19 protein-coding genes are annotated in these 18,071 nt (G+C 61.0%); 11 read left to right on the top strand and 8 right to left on the bottom strand.

Features of this window, described 5'->3' with window-relative positions; translation table 11 throughout:
* Window positions 1-69 precede the first annotated feature (69 nt).
* The gene (bioA, locus tag I6G90_RS01790) at window positions 70-1,344 is read left to right on the top strand and encodes an adenosylmethionine--8-amino-7-oxononanoate transaminase (protein ID WP_197929476.1); all 1,275 of its coding nucleotides are present in this window, start codon (window positions 70-72) and stop codon (window positions 1,342-1,344) included.
* Between the two features lie 175 nt (window positions 1,345-1,519).
* On the top strand, window positions 1,520-2,332 hold the full coding sequence (locus I6G90_RS01785; RefSeq protein WP_197929474.1) for a HAMP domain-containing protein: 813 nt from the start codon (window positions 1,520-1,522) through the stop codon (window positions 2,330-2,332).
* A 9-nt stretch (window positions 2,333-2,341) separates the two neighbouring features.
* On the opposite strand, the gene I6G90_RS01780 is transcribed toward I6G90_RS01785, so the two are convergent.
* Window positions 2,342-2,686 (bottom strand): hypothetical protein, encoded by a 345-nt coding sequence (locus I6G90_RS01780; protein WP_058053659.1) that lies wholly within the window; start codon window positions 2,684-2,686, stop codon window positions 2,342-2,344.
* 200 nt (window positions 2,687-2,886) lie between these two features.
* Here I6G90_RS01780 and asnS point away from each other — a divergent pair, with 200 nt between their 5' ends.
* From asnS to I6G90_RS01760, 4 genes are all read left to right on the top strand, one after another.
* Window positions 2,887-4,287: an asparagine--tRNA ligase gene (gene asnS / locus I6G90_RS01775; protein WP_075114525.1), complete on the top strand. Its 1,401-nt coding sequence runs from the start codon at window positions 2,887-2,889 to the stop codon at window positions 4,285-4,287.
* Between the two features lie 110 nt (window positions 4,288-4,397).
* Complete coding sequence (locus tag I6G90_RS01770; protein ID WP_197929472.1) at window positions 4,398-5,150, top strand: substrate-binding periplasmic protein; 753 nt, start codon at window positions 4,398-4,400, stop codon at window positions 5,148-5,150.
* A 377-nt stretch (window positions 5,151-5,527) separates the two neighbouring features.
* Window positions 5,528-6,871: an anaerobic C4-dicarboxylate transporter gene (locus tag I6G90_RS01765; protein ID WP_042062536.1), complete on the top strand. Its 1,344-nt coding sequence runs from the start codon at window positions 5,528-5,530 to the stop codon at window positions 6,869-6,871.
* A 143-nt stretch (window positions 6,872-7,014) separates the two neighbouring features.
* Window positions 7,015-7,671 (top strand): adenine nucleotide alpha hydrolase, encoded by a 657-nt coding sequence (locus I6G90_RS01760; protein WP_197929470.1) that lies wholly within the window; start codon window positions 7,015-7,017, stop codon window positions 7,669-7,671.
* A gap of 138 nt (window positions 7,672-7,809) precedes the next feature.
* On the opposite strand, the gene I6G90_RS01755 is transcribed toward I6G90_RS01760, so the two are convergent.
* The gene (locus tag I6G90_RS01755; protein ID WP_197929468.1) at window positions 7,810-8,949 is read right to left on the bottom strand and encodes a M20 family metallopeptidase; all 1,140 of its coding nucleotides are present in this window, start codon (window positions 8,947-8,949) and stop codon (window positions 7,810-7,812) included.
* 134 nt (window positions 8,950-9,083) lie between these two features.
* Window positions 9,084-10,460, bottom strand: coding sequence for a C4-dicarboxylate transporter DcuC (gene dcuC, locus I6G90_RS01750; protein WP_197929467.1), 1,377 nt, complete (start codon window positions 10,458-10,460; stop codon window positions 9,084-9,086).
* 285 nt (window positions 10,461-10,745) lie between these two features.
* Here dcuC and I6G90_RS01745 point away from each other — a divergent pair, with 285 nt between their 5' ends.
* From I6G90_RS01745 to I6G90_RS01725, 5 genes are all read left to right on the top strand, one after another.
* Window positions 10,746-11,060: a hypothetical protein gene (locus tag I6G90_RS01745; RefSeq protein ID WP_005337929.1), complete on the top strand. Its 315-nt coding sequence runs from the start codon at window positions 10,746-10,748 to the stop codon at window positions 11,058-11,060.
* A gap of 317 nt (window positions 11,061-11,377) precedes the next feature.
* A complete protein-coding gene (locus I6G90_RS01740; RefSeq protein WP_111807508.1) occupies window positions 11,378-11,728 on the top strand; it encodes an ArsC family reductase in 351 nt (116 codons plus the stop codon).
* Between the two features lie 19 nt (window positions 11,729-11,747).
* Window positions 11,748-12,875: a succinyl-diaminopimelate desuccinylase gene (dapE, locus tag I6G90_RS01735; protein WP_197929466.1), complete on the top strand. Its 1,128-nt coding sequence runs from the start codon at window positions 11,748-11,750 to the stop codon at window positions 12,873-12,875.
* Complete coding sequence (locus tag I6G90_RS01730) at window positions 12,872-13,561, top strand: M15 family metallopeptidase (RefSeq protein ID WP_197929465.1); 690 nt, start codon at window positions 12,872-12,874, stop codon at window positions 13,559-13,561. The genes dapE and I6G90_RS01730 overlap by 4 nt, the downstream gene beginning before the upstream one ends.
* Complete coding sequence (locus I6G90_RS01725; protein WP_005337933.1) at window positions 13,558-13,704, top strand: hypothetical protein; 147 nt, start codon at window positions 13,558-13,560, stop codon at window positions 13,702-13,704. Before I6G90_RS01730 ends, I6G90_RS01725 begins: the two co-directional genes overlap by 4 nt.
* A gap of 195 nt (window positions 13,705-13,899) precedes the next feature.
* Here I6G90_RS01725 and I6G90_RS01720 read toward each other — a convergent pair whose 3' ends face one another.
* The 5 genes from I6G90_RS01720 to I6G90_RS01705 form a co-directional block, all read right to left on the bottom strand.
* The gene (locus I6G90_RS01720; protein ID WP_197929464.1) at window positions 13,900-14,124 is read right to left on the bottom strand and encodes a hypothetical protein; all 225 of its coding nucleotides are present in this window, start codon (window positions 14,122-14,124) and stop codon (window positions 13,900-13,902) included.
* Window positions 14,121-14,783: a hypothetical protein gene (locus I6G90_RS21275; protein WP_232254398.1), complete on the bottom strand. Its 663-nt coding sequence runs from the start codon at window positions 14,781-14,783 to the stop codon at window positions 14,121-14,123. Before I6G90_RS21275 ends, I6G90_RS01720 begins: the two co-directional genes overlap by 4 nt.
* Window positions 14,784-14,864: 81 nt before the next feature.
* A complete protein-coding gene (locus tag I6G90_RS21270; RefSeq protein ID WP_232254397.1) occupies window positions 14,865-16,070 on the bottom strand; it encodes a hypothetical protein in 1,206 nt (401 codons plus the stop codon).
* An 11-nt stretch (window positions 16,071-16,081) separates the two neighbouring features.
* Window positions 16,082-16,486, bottom strand: a complete 405-nt coding sequence (locus I6G90_RS01710) for a hypothetical protein (RefSeq protein ID WP_197929463.1) — start codon at window positions 16,484-16,486, stop codon at window positions 16,082-16,084.
* Complete coding sequence (locus tag I6G90_RS01705; protein WP_197929462.1) at window positions 16,483-18,069, bottom strand: hypothetical protein; 1,587 nt, start codon at window positions 18,067-18,069, stop codon at window positions 16,483-16,485. Before I6G90_RS01705 ends, I6G90_RS01710 begins: the two co-directional genes overlap by 4 nt.
* Window positions 18,070-18,071: the final 2 nt, after the last annotated feature.

The following is an 18,071-nucleotide window of genomic DNA, read 5'->3' as shown; positions in this document are numbered from 1 at the left end:
GCTAGTGTAGAGAGCACGCGTAGACTGTCAACACCGACCAGATCAAGCAAATTGACAATAGAACAACAAATGACCAATCAAGAATTCGACCTGCACCACATCTGGCACCCCTATACCTCCCTCACGCACCCTCTGCCCTGCTATGAAGTGGCCAGCGCCAAAGGGGTGACCCTCACCCTCAGCGATGGCCGCGAACTGGTAGATGGCATGAGCTCCTGGTGGGCCTGCGTCCACGGTTATCAGGTGCCGGAACTGGATGCCGCGGCCACCGCCCAGCTCGGCAAGATGTCTCACGTGATGTTTGGCGGCCTGACCCACGCTCCGGCGGTCGAACTCTGTCGCAAACTGGTGGAGATCACCCCGGTGGGTCTGGATCGGGTGTTTCTGGCTGATTCCGGCTCGGTGGCAGTGGAAGTAGCGCTCAAGATGGCCCAGCAGTACTGGCACAGTAAAGGAACGCCCAGAGCCAAGTTCCTCACCCTGCGCGGCGGCTATCACGGCGATACCTTTGGTGCCATGAGCGTCTGTGATCCGGACGGCGGTATGCATGAGCTCTACCAGGGATTCCTGCCCGAACACTACTTCGCCCCGGCCCCCAGCTGCCGCTTCCACGCCGAGTGGGACGAGCAGTGCGTGGTGGAGCTGGCGACGCTGGTGGCCGATCATCACGAAGAGATCGCCGCCATCGTGCTCGAACCCATCGTGCAAGGGGCTGGCGGCATGCGCTTCTATCACCCCCGCTACCTGCAGTGGGTGCGCGCCCTGTGCGACGAGTTCGGTGTGCTGCTGATTGCCGACGAGATTGCCACCGGATTTGGCCGCACCGGCCAACTGTTTGCCTGTGACTGGGCGGGGATCAGCCCCGACATCATGTGTCTGGGCAAGGCACTCACCGGCGGCTATCTCACCCTCTCGGCGACCCTGACCACCGAGCATGTCGCCCGCACCATCTGCGACGGCAAGGCGGGGGTCTTTATGCACGGCCCCACCTTTATGGGCAATCCCCTCGCCTGCGCGGTGGCCAACGCCTCCATCGATCTGCTGCTGGCCTCACCGTGGCAGGAACGGGTGCGTGCCATCGAACATCAACTGCGTACCGAGCTGGTGCAGCTGACCCTGCACCCGGCGGTCGCCGATGTGAGGGTACTCGGCGCCATCGGTGTGGTGGAGATGAAAGAGCGGGTGGATGTGGCGCGTATCCAGCGCAAGTTTGTATCGCTTGGCGCCTGGATCCGCCCGTTTGGCAAGCTGATCTACCTGATGCCCCCCTTCGTCATCACCCCCGAGGAGCTTAGGGTATTGACCGGCGCCATCAATCAGGCCATCGCCGAGGGCGAGTTTTAAGGCACGGGAGGGCGGCCATCGCAGCCGCCCGTTTGACTATCCGCATTTGATATATAAAGAGGGCAACTTTATCCCCGTCACTGCGGTTTCACTTGCCGTAATGTGAGCAAAACACCAGACCTGAGGCGCCAAGAGGGGTAAACTGCTGCGGTTTTACCATCAAGAAAGACTGCCCATGCGCCTCTCCATTGCTGCCAAAATCAACTTTTTCCTGCTCTTCATCTTCTCCATGGTACTGGTCTTCTCCGCCGCCTATCAGGCGGTGCGCGAGCGCGATCTCATCTTGAGTCTCATCAAGGAGCAGAGCCGCGAGCAGACCGAAGCCTACTTCGACGGCCTCAACATGCTGATGCTGACCGGCAAGATGGATGCCCGCGACACCCTGCGCGGCAAGTTTCTCGACCACGCCCATGTGGAGGATGCCCGCATCGTCCGTGGCGAGGCGGTGAGCAAACAGTACGGGCCGGGCCGGGAGAGCGAACAGAGCAAGGATGAATATGATCAGCTGGCACTGGCCGGTAAAGGGAGTCTGGAAGTCGTTCACGACGGCATGCACAGCCGTCTGGTGGTGACCCGACCGCTGCTGGCCAAGAAGGATTTTCGCGGCACCGACTGCACCAGCTGTCATCTGGTGCCGGAGAATACCGTGCTCGGCGCGGTGCGCTTTGACTACTCCCTCGACTCGCTGTTTACCCGGGTCGAGCAGAACATCCTCACCTCGGCGCTGATCCTCACCGGCATCTTCGGGCTGGGGCTGCTGCTGACCCTCTGGGTCATCCGCACCTGGATCGTGCGCCCCCTCAACCAGTTGACCCGCTCCATGGAAGAGGCGACCGACTTGCACGACTTCGGCCACCGGCTGGAGGGGGATGACGGCGACGAAATTGGCCGGGTGGCAGTGGCCTACAACCAGATGCTCGACAGCGTGGAGCGTCAGCTCGGCAAGCGTCCCAAGGCAAGCAGGCAGGAGCCGGATCAGCCCCGTTGAGGCGGGCGCTTAACCGACGTAATAGAAGAGCAATCCGGCGATCAGCACCAGCAACAGGATCGCCAGATTGACATGCAGGGCATCATCCCGACGGCGGCTGCGCTTGCGCTCCAGCAGCAACACCGCCAGCGTCAGGGCGCAGCAGCCCCAGAGTCCGTGTACCAGCCAGGGGGTGAGCGCCGGATCCCAATAGTCGCGTACCTTGATCCCGCCATAGACCAGAAAACCGTAGGCAATCTCCGGGCGGGCATAGTGATAGAGCGAGAGCAGCACGATAAAGCCGCCCCAGCAGAGCAGCACCAGCACCCGCAACACCCGTGTCAGCCAATCTGGCCCCTGCCGCCGCTCTTTCACCCACCTCTCCTGCGCCCGTGACACTCTTGTTGAGTGAGCCATGCCGAAAACCCCACCAGAGTCCGACATTTTTGCTTGTTTATCAAACCCGCGCGGGTAAGATTGTCGGCTTAGTCTGCCATGGTGGGCCATCTGTGCCCGGGCCAGACTCCCTAGTGTTGCAAATAGCGCTGCAAGAACAAGCTGGAGACAATATTTCGATGACGCACGCATCCGTAGTAGATGTGCTGGCCGGTAAGTATCCGGTCGGCACCACCCAAACTGTAAAAGGGTGGATCCGGACTCGCCGTGATTCCAAGGCGGGGATCTCATTTTTGGCCGTATCCGATGGCTCCTGTTTCCATCCGGTACAGGCGGTTGTCCCCAATACCCTGGCCAATTACGAGAATGAAGTGCTGCGTCTGACCACTGCCTGCTCCGTGGAAGTGACCGGCGTGGTTGCCGCCTCTCAGGGCAGCGGCCAGGCTTTCGAACTGCAGGCGACCGACGTGAAGGTGATCGGCTGGGTCGAAGATCCGGACACCTACCCGATGGCCGCCAAGCGCCACAGCATCGAATACCTGCGTGAACAGGCCCACCTGCGCCCGCGCACCAACATCGTTGGCGCCGTGACCCGCGTTCGTCACTGCCTGGCGCAAGCCATCCACCGCTTCTTCCACGAAGAGGGTTTCCTCTGGGTTGCGACCCCGCTCATCACCGCCTCTGACACCGAAGGTGCTGGCGAGATGTTCCGCGTATCCACCCTGGACATGGAAAACCTGCCGCGCACCGACGCCGGCAAGGTGGACTACAACGAAGATTTCTTTGGCAAAGAGGCTTTCCTGACCGTATCCGGCCAGCTGAACGCCGAAACCTATGCCTGCGCCCTCTCCAAGGTCTACACCTTCGGCCCGACCTTCCGCGCTGAAAACTCCAACACCAGCCGTCACCTGGCCGAGTTCTGGATGGTTGAGCCGGAAGTGGCCTTCAACGATCTGGCCGCCAACGCCGCGCTGGCCGAGGCCATGCTGAAGTACGTCTTCAACGCCGTACTGACCGAGCGTCGCGACGATCTGGAGTTCTTCGCCCAGCACGTGGACAAGGATGCCATCGACCGTCTGGAGCGTTTCGTCTCCTCCGACTTCGCCCAGATCGACTACACCGACGCCATCGAAGTGCTGAAAAACTGCGGCAAGAAGTTCGAGTTCCCGGTCTCCTGGGGTATCGATCTCTCCTCCGAGCACGAGCGCTATCTGGCGGAGGAGCACTTCAAGTCTCCGGTGGTGGTGAAGAACTACCCGAAAGATATCAAGGCCTTCTACATGCGCCTCAACGACGACGGCAAAACCGTTGCCGCCATGGACGTACTGGCTCCGGGCATCGGCGAGATCATCGGTGGTTCCCAGCGTGAAGAGCGTCTGGACGTGCTGGATGCCCGTCTGGCCGAGATGGGCCTGAACAAGGAAGATTACTGGTGGTACCGCGACCTGCGTCGCTACGGTACCGTGCCGCACTCCGGCTTCGGTCTGGGCTTCGAGCGTCTGGTGGTCTATGTGACCGGCATGGGCAACGTTCGCGACGTGATCCCGTTCCCGCGTACTCCGCGTACCGCCGAGTTCTGATCAGCGGCATCTTGCCACTGCATTGCAAAAGCCGACCTGTGGGTCGGCTTTTTTATTGTCACCGTTATGGGTGATACTCAGAACCAATCGGCACAAGGAACTGGTCGCCCATGGGATATCGCCTGCTGCTCTCGCTATTGCTGTTCTGCATGCCTGTTTCACTGTGGGCCAAGCCCGTTCGTCTGGCCACGCTGGAGTGGCCCCCCTACACCAGCCAGAGCCTGCCCGATGGCGGCCTCACCGGTCACATCGTCAAGCGTGCCTTTGCCGAGGCGGGACTGGAAGTGGAGTTCGACTTCTACCCCTGGCAACGGGCGGTGCGGCTGGCGGCCGATCCGACCCAGCCCTATAGCGGCTACTTTCCCGAGTACCTCTCCGACACCCTGCCCACCCTGTGGCGCAGCTCCCCCAGCGTGGGCGACAGCGTGCTGGGCATGGCGCAGCGTGCCGGGGCGCCTATCCTCTGGCAGCAGCTCGAGGATCTCGCCCCCTACCGGATCGGCGTGGTGGAGGGGTACGTCAATACCCGAGAGTTCGATACCCTGATGGTGAACAAGCGCCTTAATACGTTTGCCGTCGATGAAGATCTGCTCAATCTGCGCAAACTGCAGCGCAACCGGCTCGATCTGGCAGTGATCGACCGGGATGTCTTTCACTGGCTGATCAATCACGACCGCCAGCTGCAAGTGGCCGGATTGCAGTTTCACCCGCGGATCCTCGAGCACAAGAGCCTGCACATCATGTTTCACCCCGATCAGCAGGCACTGCAACAACGGGTGGCGCAGGCCATTGCAAGACTCGATATTGTGCAACTGAGCGAGGATTATCAACGCCGCTATCTGCAGTCACCGCCCGCCCCCTGACAATCAGACTCACAGAACCCCCAACTTGGCGGAAAATATCATCCGAACCCGCGCTTTTAGCGCCTATTCTCCGGTGATCCAGACCTTTTCTGACGCCTCTCTTGCAGCCTTTTTTCCCGTCATGACGCCCTCTGTGGCGACCTGGCGGGTGAGTCCAGAGTGATACCATACCCTTGAAGAAGTGATGCTTTTATCAGCACGTGGTTTTTAAGTGGTTTAATCTAAAATTCATCGAGTTATTGAAGTAACTCAATTTTTTCACTTTTGCAGGGGAGCAGAATAGCAACTAACCCTTTTGGGCTAAATAAAACAGACAACGACAATTCATGGTTCAGGCTACCCGCGGCAATATGGGTTGAATCACACGAGGTAACGGAATGATCTTGATGGAATTTTTAGTGGTACTCGGCTGCTTGCTGCTGGGTACCCGCTTTGGGGGCATGGGACTCGGTCTCATCAGTGGTATCGGTCTCTTCCTGCTGACCTTCGTCTTCGGCCTGGTGCCGGGCGAACCGCCGGTGCAGGTGATGCTGACCATTCTGGCGGTGATCGGCTGTGCCGCCACCCTGCAGACTGCCGGTGGCCTCAACCTGATGATGCAAGTGGCCGAGCGTCTGCTGCGCCGTCACCCGCAATACATCACTATCCTGGCACCGCTGACGACCTGGACCCTCACCTTCCTGTGCGGTACCGGCCACGTGGTCTACACCATGTTCCCCATCATCGCTGACATCGCGCTGCAGAAGAACATCCGTCCCGAGCGTCCGATGGCCGTGGCATCCGTTGCCTCCCAGATGGCGATCTGTGCCTCCCCGGTCTCCGTTGCCGTGGTCTCCATGGTCTCCATTCTGGCTGCCGGTCACGGCATCGGTCAGGCTTACGGCCTGCTCGACATCCTGATGGTCGCCATCCCCTCCTCCCTGACCGGTGTGGTCATGGCGGCCCTGTGGAGCCTGCGTCGCGGCAAGGATCTGGACAAGGACGAAGAGTTCCAGGCCAAGATCAAGGATCCGGAGCAACGCGCCTTCATCTACGGCGGCGGTGAAACCCTGCTCAACACCAAGTTCCCGAAAGAGGCCTACTGGTCTACCTGGATCTTCTTTGCCGCCATCGCTGCCGTGGTATTGCTCGGTGCCAACGAAGGTCTGCGTCCGGTATTCACCATCAAGGACAAGACCGGCCCGCTCTCCATGAACCTGGTGATCCAGATGATGATGCTGATCGCCGGTGCCATCATCCTGATGCGCTGCAAGGTTAAGCCGGGTGATATCTCCAACGGCGCCGTCTTCAAGGCTGGCATGGTCGCCATCTTCTCCGTGTTCGGGGTTGCATGGATGAGTGAGACCTTCTTCCAGGCCCACATGCCGCTGCTCAAAGAGACCCTGGCCCACGTGGTACAGGCCCAGCCCTGGACCTACGCCCTGGTGCTGTTCCTCATCTCCAAGCTGGTGAACAGCCAGGCCGCCGCCCTGACCGCCATCGCCCCCATGGGTCTGGCACTGGGCGTTGAGCCGAAACTGCTGATCGCCTTCCTGCCAGCGAGCTACGGCTACTTCGTGCTGCCGACCTACCCAAGCGATCTGGCCTGTATCGGTTTCGACCGCTCCGGCACCACCCGCATCGGCAAGTTCATCATCAACCACAGCTTCATCATTCCGGGGCTGATCGGGGTGAGCAGCGCCAGTGCCGTGGGTTACCTGCTGACCACCATTTTGCTGTAATCGCAGCGGCGTTTATCACGTCACCGCTCAACGGGCCCCATCGCGGGCCCGTTGCTTTTTTGCGCTTCGATTGACCCGTCCGCTTTACCTGTGCCCCCGCCGCTGGGTAGCATGCCCCCTCGTTCACCACCGGAATCTTCCCCATGTCTCGCGTCATCCTGCTCTGGAGCGGTGGCAAAGATGCCATGCTGGCCCTCTGTCATGCCCGCGCTGCGGGCCATCAGGTGGTGGCACTGGCCACCTTTGCGCCCCCTGCGCCCCGTTTTCTCGCTCACCCCTTGCCGCTAGTACGCCGTCAGGCGGCGGCCCTCGGGCTGCCCCATCTGCTGGTCACCATCGAAGCACCGTTCGAGCAGAATTATGAGACGGCGCTAAGCCGCTTGCAGCAAGAGTGGGTTCTGGATGGGGTGGTGACCGGCGATATCGACAGCGTGGGGGGCGCACCAAACTGGATCCGCGAACGCTGCCGACCGCTCGGGCTCACCGTCCATACCCCGCTCTGGCAGCAATCTCGCCAAGCCTTGCTGGCGGATATGCTGGCCCGCGGCATCGTCGCCCACCTCTCCTGCGTCGATACCCGGGTGCTGGCCCCCGAGTGGGCCGGACGTATTCTGGATGCCACCACCCTCAGCGAGCTGCAGCAACTGGCCGAGCGCGAGGGCTTCGATGCCTGCGGCGAGCAAGGGGAATATCACACCATGGTGACCGACGGCCCGGGCTTTGCCGCCCCGCTGCGCCTCGATGACTGGCGGGTGGCGCGGCAGGATCATCTGGCCTATCTGGCCGAGCCGCAGGGGTAACGGCGCCAAACTATCTGGCCCGCTCACTCAACGCGCGAAAAATCGGGATAAAAAAACGGGAGGCAACAGCCTCCCGTTTGGATTTGATCGGGCCAGTTTTAAGCGGACTATGACGACCCGGACAAGGGATAAACCGGCTTATTTCGCCAGCTTGCCCAGCACCCGCTGCAGCAGGCGGATGCGCGGCTCGATGCTGTCGAGCAGCAAGAATTCGGCCTCCGAGTGGAAACCGCCGCCCATAGGGCCGAAGCCATCCAGCGACGGTACGCCAGCGGCGGCGGTGAAGTTGGCATCGGAGCCACCACCGGCCTCCAGCCAGTTGAAGGTTATCCCTTCATCCGCCGCCGCGGCCTCTACCAATGCCATCACTGCTTCGGTGTCACCATTGGGGCGCATCGCTGGCTTGAAGGTCTGGCGATCCACCTCGACCCGACAGCCCACGAGGAAGGGATTGTTGGCCATAAAGGTGAGTCGATCGTGCACCGCCGCGGCCTCTTCGTTGCTCCAGAAGCGCAGATCGACGATCGCCTCGGCAAAGTCCGGCACCACGTTAACGCCGGTGCCGCCCTGTACCACGCCGACGTTCATGGTGGTACCCGTGGTCATATTGACCTGCTCGTTGATGGCCAGCACCCAGTGCGCCAGCTCGGTGATGGCAGAGACCCCTTCGGTCAGCGCCGAACCGGCGTGGGACGCCTTGCCGTGGAAGGTGATGCGGTACTTGGCATTGCCCTTGCGAGCACTGATGAGATCCCCATTGGGACGGGCCGCCTCGGCAACCAGCACGCAGCCGCTCTGTTTGGCTTTTTTCACCAGCCAATTCTTCGACCAGGGGGAGCCAATCTCTTCGTCGCAGTTGTAGCAGACCAGCACCTTGAGCCTGGCCAGCTGCGCCGGGTCCATCTCTTTCAGGGCATACCAGATGGAGAGCAGGCCGCTCTTCATGTCCGATACGCCGGGACCAAAGGCTTGATTGCCTTCGATTTTCAGCGGGCGCTTGGCCGCCGTCCCCTCGGGGAAGACGGTATCCATGTGGCCGCACAGCATCACGTCGTAGTGCTCGGCACCCGGCGCATTGGTGATCTCAAGGCAGGGGCCGCACTCGGCGGCGAACTGGTGGCGAGTCACCTGCCAGCCGATGGCCTCATATTTCTCGGTCATGATATCGGCCACCCGAGCCACTCCGGCCGGGGTGCGGGTGCCGCAATCGAGATTGATGAGCGGGGCCAAGTCGGCCAGATAGCTCTCGAGGGAAAACGGGCTCTTTACAACTGTCATTATCTTCTCCATGCAACAATCAGCGTTGATGGCCGATCGTCAATTGCAACTATGCGACACAGTGAGAAAGGGGCGGGCAGCCATGCCACCCGCCCGACCGCTAAATTCCAAACACCACTACATAACTCATATCACTACATGAACAGCAGATAGTTGAGGGTCAACGCCGTCACCAGTGCCCCCGCCATCGGCACGCTGGTGCGTTTGACCACGATAAAGGGCGATACCTTAGCGATGCCCGCACAGGCGATCAGCACCGCCGCAATGGGGGAGATGGTGCGGCCAATGCTGGAGGCCAGCTGCATCGGCAGCAGCATAGTAACCGCAGGCACGCCGAACTTGGACGCTACCGCCGGTGCCAGGGTCGAGAAGCTGAGGAATGCCGCATTGCCGGAGCCCATGATGACCGCTGCCACCATGATCAGCGCCACCATCACCAACGTCATCAGACCGCTGCCGATCCCGGCATTGCTGGCAGAGTGCAGCAGGGTATCGATGGCGCCGATGGCTTTCAGCGATTCGGCAAACAGCTCGGCACAGACGATCAGCGCCACTACCGGGCCAAACACCTTGCCCATGCCGTCGAGGAAGCTGGAGAGCCCGGCGAAGGCAGTACGCACCGAGCGGCTACGCAGCAGCTCGCACAGCATGCCGATAAAGACCGACAGCAACATGGCCACCTCCACGCTCATCTTGATGTCGCTCACCAGCAGCTTGGAGAAGGTCATCATCAGCACGAAGGGGATGATCGGCAGCAGGGCATACCAGGTGGGCGCCTGCACGCTCTCGGCGCCCTGTTCGTCCAGCTCGGCGTGATCGCCGCGATGCTGGGCCGGATCCCAGCCATCCTGGCGATCGCAGTGACGCTGCCAGAAGAAGTGCAGCACCATGGTCACCAGCAACATGGGGGCCACCAGCCAGATCTGGTAGTCGACGAAATAGCTGGTCGGATCCATGCCGGATTGACCGGCGGAGAAGATGGCGTTGGTCTGGGTCGGGCCAATCTCGAACGCCTGGGAAGTGGCGATAACGCCACAGGCGGAGGCTGGGCTGATGCCGAGGTTGCGCATCACCGGATACATGGTGACCATCAACAGCAGGCCGAGACCGGTGGCGGAGGTGACGAACAGGGAGACGAATACCGCCACCAGATAACAGATGGAGAGCATCAGGTAGCTGGACTGAATGCCCGCCACCGGTTTGACCGCCACCCGCACCAGCGCCTGGGAGGCCCCGATATGGGACATGTAGGTGGCAAAGCCCGCGACCGCCATAATGGTGAGACCGAGCCCCGCCGCGCGGTAGGAGAAGATCCCCTTGAACACTTCGAACAGGTCGAACAGGGCGAAGCCAGTGCTCTTGTCAGCGGGGAGAATGGGGTGCAGCCCCAGCCAGTAGGCCACCGCAAAAATGGCCATGCCCGCCAGCGCCAGCACCGCCTGCGGGTTGTAATCCTTGATAATGCCGTAGACCACGGCAACCAGTACGAGCAAGACGAATAGCAGTTCCAATATTCACTCCTGATAAATTTATCGAAGAGCGAAATCTAGTGTTCTGACCACAGTTTGCCTTTGATCCCTATCAAGAAAGGGGCCGTCATCGGGATTCATCAGCATAATATGTCGGTCATGTAACAAATTTTCGTTATTTCAACTGCTGGAAAACCTTTGTCCGCCCTTACTGGGGAATTGTATGACGCGACTCCCCTCTTTTTTGCGTTGGATCAACATATGACGGCGCCGAACTGGCGAAGATGCGCTTCGACATATAGCGACCATTTCGCGCCGGAGAGAGTTATGACAAGCCAAGCCACCGCAGGTGCCTCGACCTGCGACTACAAGCTGTGGGACATCCTCGTCGAGTCTGCAAAGGAACGCACTACCATTCGTTACTCCAAACTGGCCAAGCAGGCCGGGCTGGAGCAGTGCCAGGATGAACTGCGCACCCTGCTGCAACGCATCCGCATGTACTGCACCGAAAACAACCTGCCGATCCTCTCCGCCATCGTGGTGGACGACGTGGGCAAATACACTGGCCTCTCTTCCAGCCTGCCTGATGCCCCCTGGGAACGGGCCCGGGTCTTTGACCATGAGTGGACCACCCTGCACTGATTGAGGTGCTTGAAGATGCCGACCAAAACGCGCCCGCTGGCGCGTTTTGGTTATCTGGCGTTTGCCCCCGTCTCTTTTTTCCGCAATAACCACTTTTCTCCCGCAATAACCGCGCCATCGGGCACTCCCGCTACAGTGCTCCTGACCTTGAGCTCGAAAGCGCCGTTCAGGTGCGACCAGTCACGAGAATCCCCTCACTCCAGACCATCAGCGTTGCCATGAGATCGCCACAATGCCAGAATCAGGCCCTTGCACTCTATTGATTCGGATTTTCGGGACGCGGCCCACGGCCAGCGCCCACAAGAGAAGGACTCCCCATGGCCATCACCCTCTATGGCATCAAGAACTGCGACACCATCAAGAAAGCCCGCAAGTGGCTGGATGAGGCCGGTATCGACTACCGCTTTCACGACCACCGCGCCGACGGCCTGAACCCGGACGATCTGGACTGCTGGCTGGCACAACTCGGTTGGGAAGCCCTGCTCAACAGCCGCGGCACCACCTTCCGCGCTCTGCCGGATGAGGCCAAACAGGGGCTCGACACCGCCAAGGCACGCGCCCTGCTGCTGGAGCATCCGGCCATGATCAAGCGCCCGCTGCTGGATCGTGACGGCGAACTGACCCTGGGCTTCAAGGCTGATCACTACCAATCCCTCTTCTCCCGTTAAGGACAACTAAGGACAACTGATGTCGGATGTCATCGCACTGGCCAAGGATCTGATCCGCCGCCCCTCCGTTACCCCCCTCGATGAAGGGTGCCAGACCCTGATGGCGGAGCGCCTCGCAAAGCTCGGGTTCGTTATCGAGCCCATGGTGTTTGAGGACACCACCAACCTCTGGGCCCGCCGTGGCAGCGAGGGGCCACTGTTCTGCTTCGCCGGTCACACCGACGTGGTGCCCGCCGGGCCGCTGGACAAATGGCACACCCAGCCGTTCGAGCCGACCATCAAGGATGGCGTGCTTTACGGGCGCGGCGCGGCCGACATGAAGGGCTCGCTGGCGTCCATGGTGGTGGCGGTCGAGCGCTTCGTGGCCGAACATCCGGATCACACAGGGTCGATAGCCTTCCTTATCACCTCAGATGAAGAGGGGCCCTTTATCAATGGCACCACCCGGGTGATCGATACCCTGGAGGCGCGTAACGAGAAGATCCGCTGGTGCATCGTCGGTGAGCCTTCCTCTACCGCCGTGGTGGGGGATGTGGTGAAAAATGGCCGACGCGGCTCCATCACCGGCGATCTGCTGGTGCGCGGGGTGCAGGGGCATGTGGCCTATCCCCATCTGGCGGACAACCCCATTCACAACGCCGCGCCAGCGTTGGCGGAGCTCGCTGCCACCGTGTGGGATGAGGGCAACGCCTACTTCCCCCCCACCAGCTTCCAGATCGCCAACATCTCGGCCGGTACCGGCGCCTCCAACGTCATTCCAGGCGAGTTGCAGGTGCAGTTCAACTTCCGTTTCAGCACCGAACTGACCGACATGGATATCCGCGAGCGAGTCGAAGCGCTGCTGGATAGACATGGTCTTGATTATCAGCTGAGCTGGACCCTCTCCGGCCAGCCCTTCCTCACCGATACCGGCGCGCTGCTCGATGCGGCCGTGGCGGCCATCGAGGCAGTGAACGGCCAGCGACCGGCCTTGCTCACCACCGGCGGCACCTCCGACGGGCGCTTTATCGCCCCCACTGGCGCCGAGGTGATTGAGCTTGGCCCAGTCAACGCCACCATTCACAAGGTCAACGAGTGCGTAAAGGCGGACGATCTGGATCTGCTGGCCAACATGTACCAAGGGGTGCTCGAGAGATTGCTGGCATGACGCAGGAACAACTGATGGGGCTCAATGAGAGCCACCTTGTTGTGGTGGGGCGCGGCCCCCATCGCCTGACCGCCGCCACCGCGGCGGCCTTCAACGACATGCAGGTCGCAGCCGCCTACGAGGGGTTCAACCTGCAAGCGGCCTCCAGCTGGCGCAGCTTCGAGCGCCAGCTCGCCATCTGGAATGGCAAGTGGCGCGGCGAGCGGCCGTTGCTCGATGCCAACAGTCAGCCCATCGATGCCCTACAACTGGGCGAGATAGAGCGGCTGCACGCTATCCTGCGCTGGAGCGCCCTGCCGGGCACCAGCCGTCACCACTGGGGTACCGATCTCGATATCTACGACCCGGACTGCCTGCCTGCCGATACCAAACTGGCGCTGGAGCCATGGGAGTATGAAGCCGGGGGCTGGTTTGCAGATCTCGGCGAGTGGCTCAGCGATCATATGAGCGACTTCGGCTTCTTCCTCCCTTATGCCAAACCGGTCGGGGCCGAGAGCGGGGTCGCCTACGAGCCCTGGCATATCAGCTTCTCGCTGGAGTCCGACGAGCTGCGGCTCGATCCCGCGGCACTGGCGCTTTGCCTGCAACAGGCGGATATTGAAGGCAAGTCGACCATATTGGCCAACCTCGATGAAATTTTGGCCCGTTATGTCACCACCTGTCCTGACGAAAGGAAAATCCCATGAATCTCTGGCTGTGGATAGGGTTGCCGCTGCTGTTCCTGCTCGGGCTGTTTCTCAATGCCATCAAAGACATGAAACGGCTGGAGAAGCAGTTGCCCAACTACAAGGACAAGATCCGCGAAGTGAAGGATGACGAGGACGACTGAATCCCGCCCCATCCCGTGGGGAGCGCCCTTGTGCTCCCCTGCCCCACTCCTGCCCGACCTCACTGGTCCCCCATTTGTAGCCCGCCGCCGAAAATGAAAAAGAGTGACGGGGAAAATGAAAAGCTACCGGCCCAGTAGTTTATCAAACTTGGTGGCACCGGAATCACTGAGTTTGATAAGCAAGTTAAACCGGCATTAAACCTCTATCTCATAGGTCGGTAAATCAGGCGCTTCCCCTGCCAACTCTCCTCCCCTGTACAATGCCTTCTTGCCGATGGCTACCCCGGTGCCCCGTACTGTGACCGTTCCACCCGCCAACACGGTGAGAGTGGTGGTCGTGGTACCTACTGCGGTCACGGTACCAACCAGCAAGGGATCAGCGCCGGGCACCAGCTCCAGGAATCGCTTAAACAGGTTCATACAAATCGCTCCACACTCAGTTGCTGGCGCACCGTCATGGCCCGGTTCTGCAGCGCAGCAGAGACCCTGACGCCCCGGTTGTAACCCTTCCAACCGTCCACGGCGAGCAGCGCACCCGGCAGGATCAAGCCGGTATCAGCTGACAACGGCAGTTCAATGGTCTGGGTACGCTTGGGCATGGTCTTGGCCAACCCCACCACACCTTGTGCACGGGCTGCCGTCACATCACATACCAGCGGGTGGGTGATGGTCGGCGCTTGTTGCTCGCCAGCCGTCCCCTGGCGCACCACCCGCGCACTGATGCCCTGATGGCCACCGCTTACCCAGATCCCGTTGGCGGCATGACCCGGCAGGAAGTCACTGCCTAGGGTGGTAATGATGGCTCTGGGGATCGCTACATCGGCCACAGCAGTATCGAGTTGCCATGGCGCAGTGGGATAACGCGGTTTGATGACCAGATGGCGGTTGCGCTGGTGTGGCAGCACAAAACCACCGGCCGCCTCGGCCAGGTACCTGACCACCTCGATCGGGGTCTGGTTGTCCAGGCTAAAGTACCCGGCAGGCACCAACCAGTCAGCCGCTTGCCAATCCAGCGTCCAACCCACCGGCAATACGGCGGCCGCCAGCTGGGCCATGGTCGCTGCAGCACTCTCACTCACCGCCTGTGCCAATACATGGGTCGGTGAGAGATAAGCGGTACGCGAGCGTCCCGTCAGCGTTGCTGACTCGCGGCCAAAGCTCTAGCTCGATTGCCAGCCATCACACACGCAGTCCCATTGCTGACTATTGATATGGATGCTGACCTCTTCCTCATCGGTCAAGGCCGCCGCCGCGATACGGGGGATCTGGGCACTGAACTGCCACGCCCAGGAGTCGGTATCGAGTTCGATACTCACCGCAGTGGCCGGGATATCGAGCCCATCACGTACCCGCACGATCTTTGCTGTATTGCTCACCAGATAAACCCTCCGGGTTGGAATGACGATTGCCGCATCACAGCCCTGCCAGACGAACTCCAGCTCTGCCGTGTCGCGCTTGCGCCCAAACGCCAGCCGCAGCACCCGCTTATCGGGGCGGATGGGTGGCTTGGGTGGTTCTGGTGGCGGCGTCTTGCCCTTGGGTGGCCACATGGCCTCGTCCCAGCCATCACGCCAGCCCTCTATCAGCGGCTGGCCGTGGTGCCAGGCTTGGGCGGCCACCCCTTTACCGATGGGGATGCCTTCTTGCCACTGGTCAGCCAGCCAAGCCTTGTCAAAGCGCGGCGGGTTGGTGAACCCGACAAGGCGCCAGCAGCTGACCGGCGCCGCCTCAACCCACAGGGACTGATTCGCCACATGGCCAGCGGCCAGGCTGTCATAGCCCTGGCGACTCTGCTGGCTGACCGGCAACCCCTCGGCAAAGCGTTGTTGATTGGCCATGAACGCCTGGGGCATCTGCTCGCCCAGCTCAGCCACCTGCTGCTGATGCGCAGCGGCCTGTTGCCACAGGGAGCGACTGGTTGCCCGCTCGGTGCCTGCCTTCTGCCATTCGCTACTGAGGGCCTGGGAATAGCTATCCGCCCGCTCCCAGGCATCCCCCATTGCACTGGCAGGGCCCCGGAATACGTTCTGGTCATACTCCCCGGCGATCACCGGCACCGGGGCGCGTGATGTGCTGGCCATGGTGCATTCAATGACGAACTCACCAAGCAGCTCACCACGGCTATGGGTGTGGCTGGCAAGCACTGCATCAAGCACCACAGAGCCGCCCAGCATCGCGCTGGAACGATGCGGGGCGCCATCCAATACCGATGACAGCACCAGCCCCGGTGATGCACTCAGGCGCGGCGGCAAGTTGGTACTATCCAGGATGCCGACCAGACGCACCACTTCTGACTGGTTCAGCTCCAGCTGGCCGGTGCTGTTCCTGGCCTTGCGTAGTTCTAAGCTCGCATCCTTTCTGGCCATGGGCCCCCCGGTTACGGTTCGGTGATGGTGGCGGTATTAATGCGGATCAGCGCACCGGCAAAAAACTCCGCTGCGGGCAGCTCCAGATCGGCGCCACTGCCTGGCACCCCCACATCGAGATCCGCCACAAAGGCCCCATCCCGGTTAACAATGCGCCCCCAGGTGGGGGCGCCGCTGGCGGTGGCCATCTGCTCAGCCAGAGGTTTCAGGGTCAGCACCCCGCCGCTGATCGTCTTGGCACAAGGGTGGCTGAACGTGAGCACCACCAGAGCCAGCTGGTCAGTCGTAGCCGCCCCAGGTGCCGGTTTGGTGCCGGTGTAGATGGTCAGCTTGGCACTCGCCCCGCTACCCGTATCAATGGCCGTGGCCAATAGCTGGGCACGACTGGTGCGCAGCCCTTCGGCATAGGAGATCATGGTTTTTTCCTCTTGAGTGGGGCAATCATGGGGAACGGCTCGGGCGCCACGCCACCACCAGGCGGGTAGGGTTTTGGCGCCTGATAGTCGGCTGCTACGGCGTTGTAGTCGGCGGGGCCATATGCCGGGTCATCCTGGGCGACCACCATATAACGGCGATTCAGCCACAACAGATCGAACCGATAGACCCCATCCGCTGCGCGGCTGTAGGTCTCGCCAACCAATTCGCCATCCTGGGTAAAGCAAAGTACCCGGCGCCGCACTCCCATCCCGCTGATAGTCACCGTACTTTCAATAAACCCCTGCTCCACGTTGCGCACCCCATCGCGGATCCAAAAGTAATCCCGCCCCTTACAGAGCGGGTACTGGGTCTGCTGCTGGAGGTTGACCGGGCCCGCATACATCGCCGGGTAGCCGCGCCAGGCCACATCTTGCGGCTGGAATTGGCTGCGCGGTTCCTGGTTGGCGGCAACAGCGGTGATGGTATGGCGATAAACCAGATAGGTGTATTCAACCAGCAACGGGGTGAACTCGGTTCCGATGATGGCCAACGTCTGCCCAGGCTGTAGCTCTATCCAGATCCGGCTCTTTGGTGGGGCAATAAACTGCGATGAACGCACCAATACCTTGGTCTGGTAATAGCCAAACACCTGGCCATTGATGGCAGCTAGGCCCAGATAAGGGGCATCAGTTGCCCCCTCTGTCGTGACGCCGCCCACCGTCAACCTGGCCACGCCATTGAGGTAAGCCAGCTGGGCAACCACAGCGCCAGCCGCATCGAACAGCACCCCAGTCTGACCAGGCAAAATCCCCCTGGCCAAGACATAGGATGGTGCAGTGCCAGAAGCAACCAACCCAACCCCGGATTGATGTTCAATAGCAGCACCGACTGGCAATACCAAATCCGGCTGCAATGCGGTGTACTGCTCTGTCGTCAGCGCCGCAAAGTCCCCATCAAACCCGGCTGGCCCGCCTGCAATGCGCAAATAGGTTTCAGCACGGCAACCGTTGCCACCTGTATAGGTCTCGTAGGAGCGCATATTGCTAAAGCGCAGGGTCGTTACCACCGCCATATTGCAGGTCAGGGTAAATGACTGGTTGCGATGCTGACCGCCATCATCGGTATAAATCAGGCTGGTTGGGGTAAAGGTCAGCTCACCATAAGTGCGCGGGTATGCGTCTCGCTGGGTGGCTTTGGTCAGGCTGGTAAGGCTTGGGCCGTACCATAGCCCGCTGCGATAGGTGCCATCTGTGCGGGTGCGAAGGGCGGCGACCACATTGCCCGCCGCATCCAGAAACTCCAGATCCATATCGCACAGGTCGTTAGTCCAGCAGGCGTTGGCTGCCCCAATCTTCAACCGATACCCAATCGGCTTGAACGGGATAGACCCACCCCATACGCCGGTATCAGCGGCACCGCTCTTGTTATAGGCATAACGGAACAACCCGATATCGGCGGTATCGCCAAACCAGTCTACCCATTCCGCCCCGCTGGTCGCGGTTACATCAAGCGCGGCATCGTAGGTAATGGTCTGGGCAGCCGATAACATCAGCCACCCTTTTGACGGCAGGAAAGTCGCCATGA

The organism is Aeromonas allosaccharophila, from assembly GCF_016026615.1.
Lineage (GTDB): Bacteria > Pseudomonadota > Gammaproteobacteria > Enterobacterales > Aeromonadaceae > Aeromonas > Aeromonas allosaccharophila.
The sequence above is the reverse complement of the archived record's forward strand: the minus strand, read 5'-3'. Positions and strand labels throughout refer to the sequence as shown.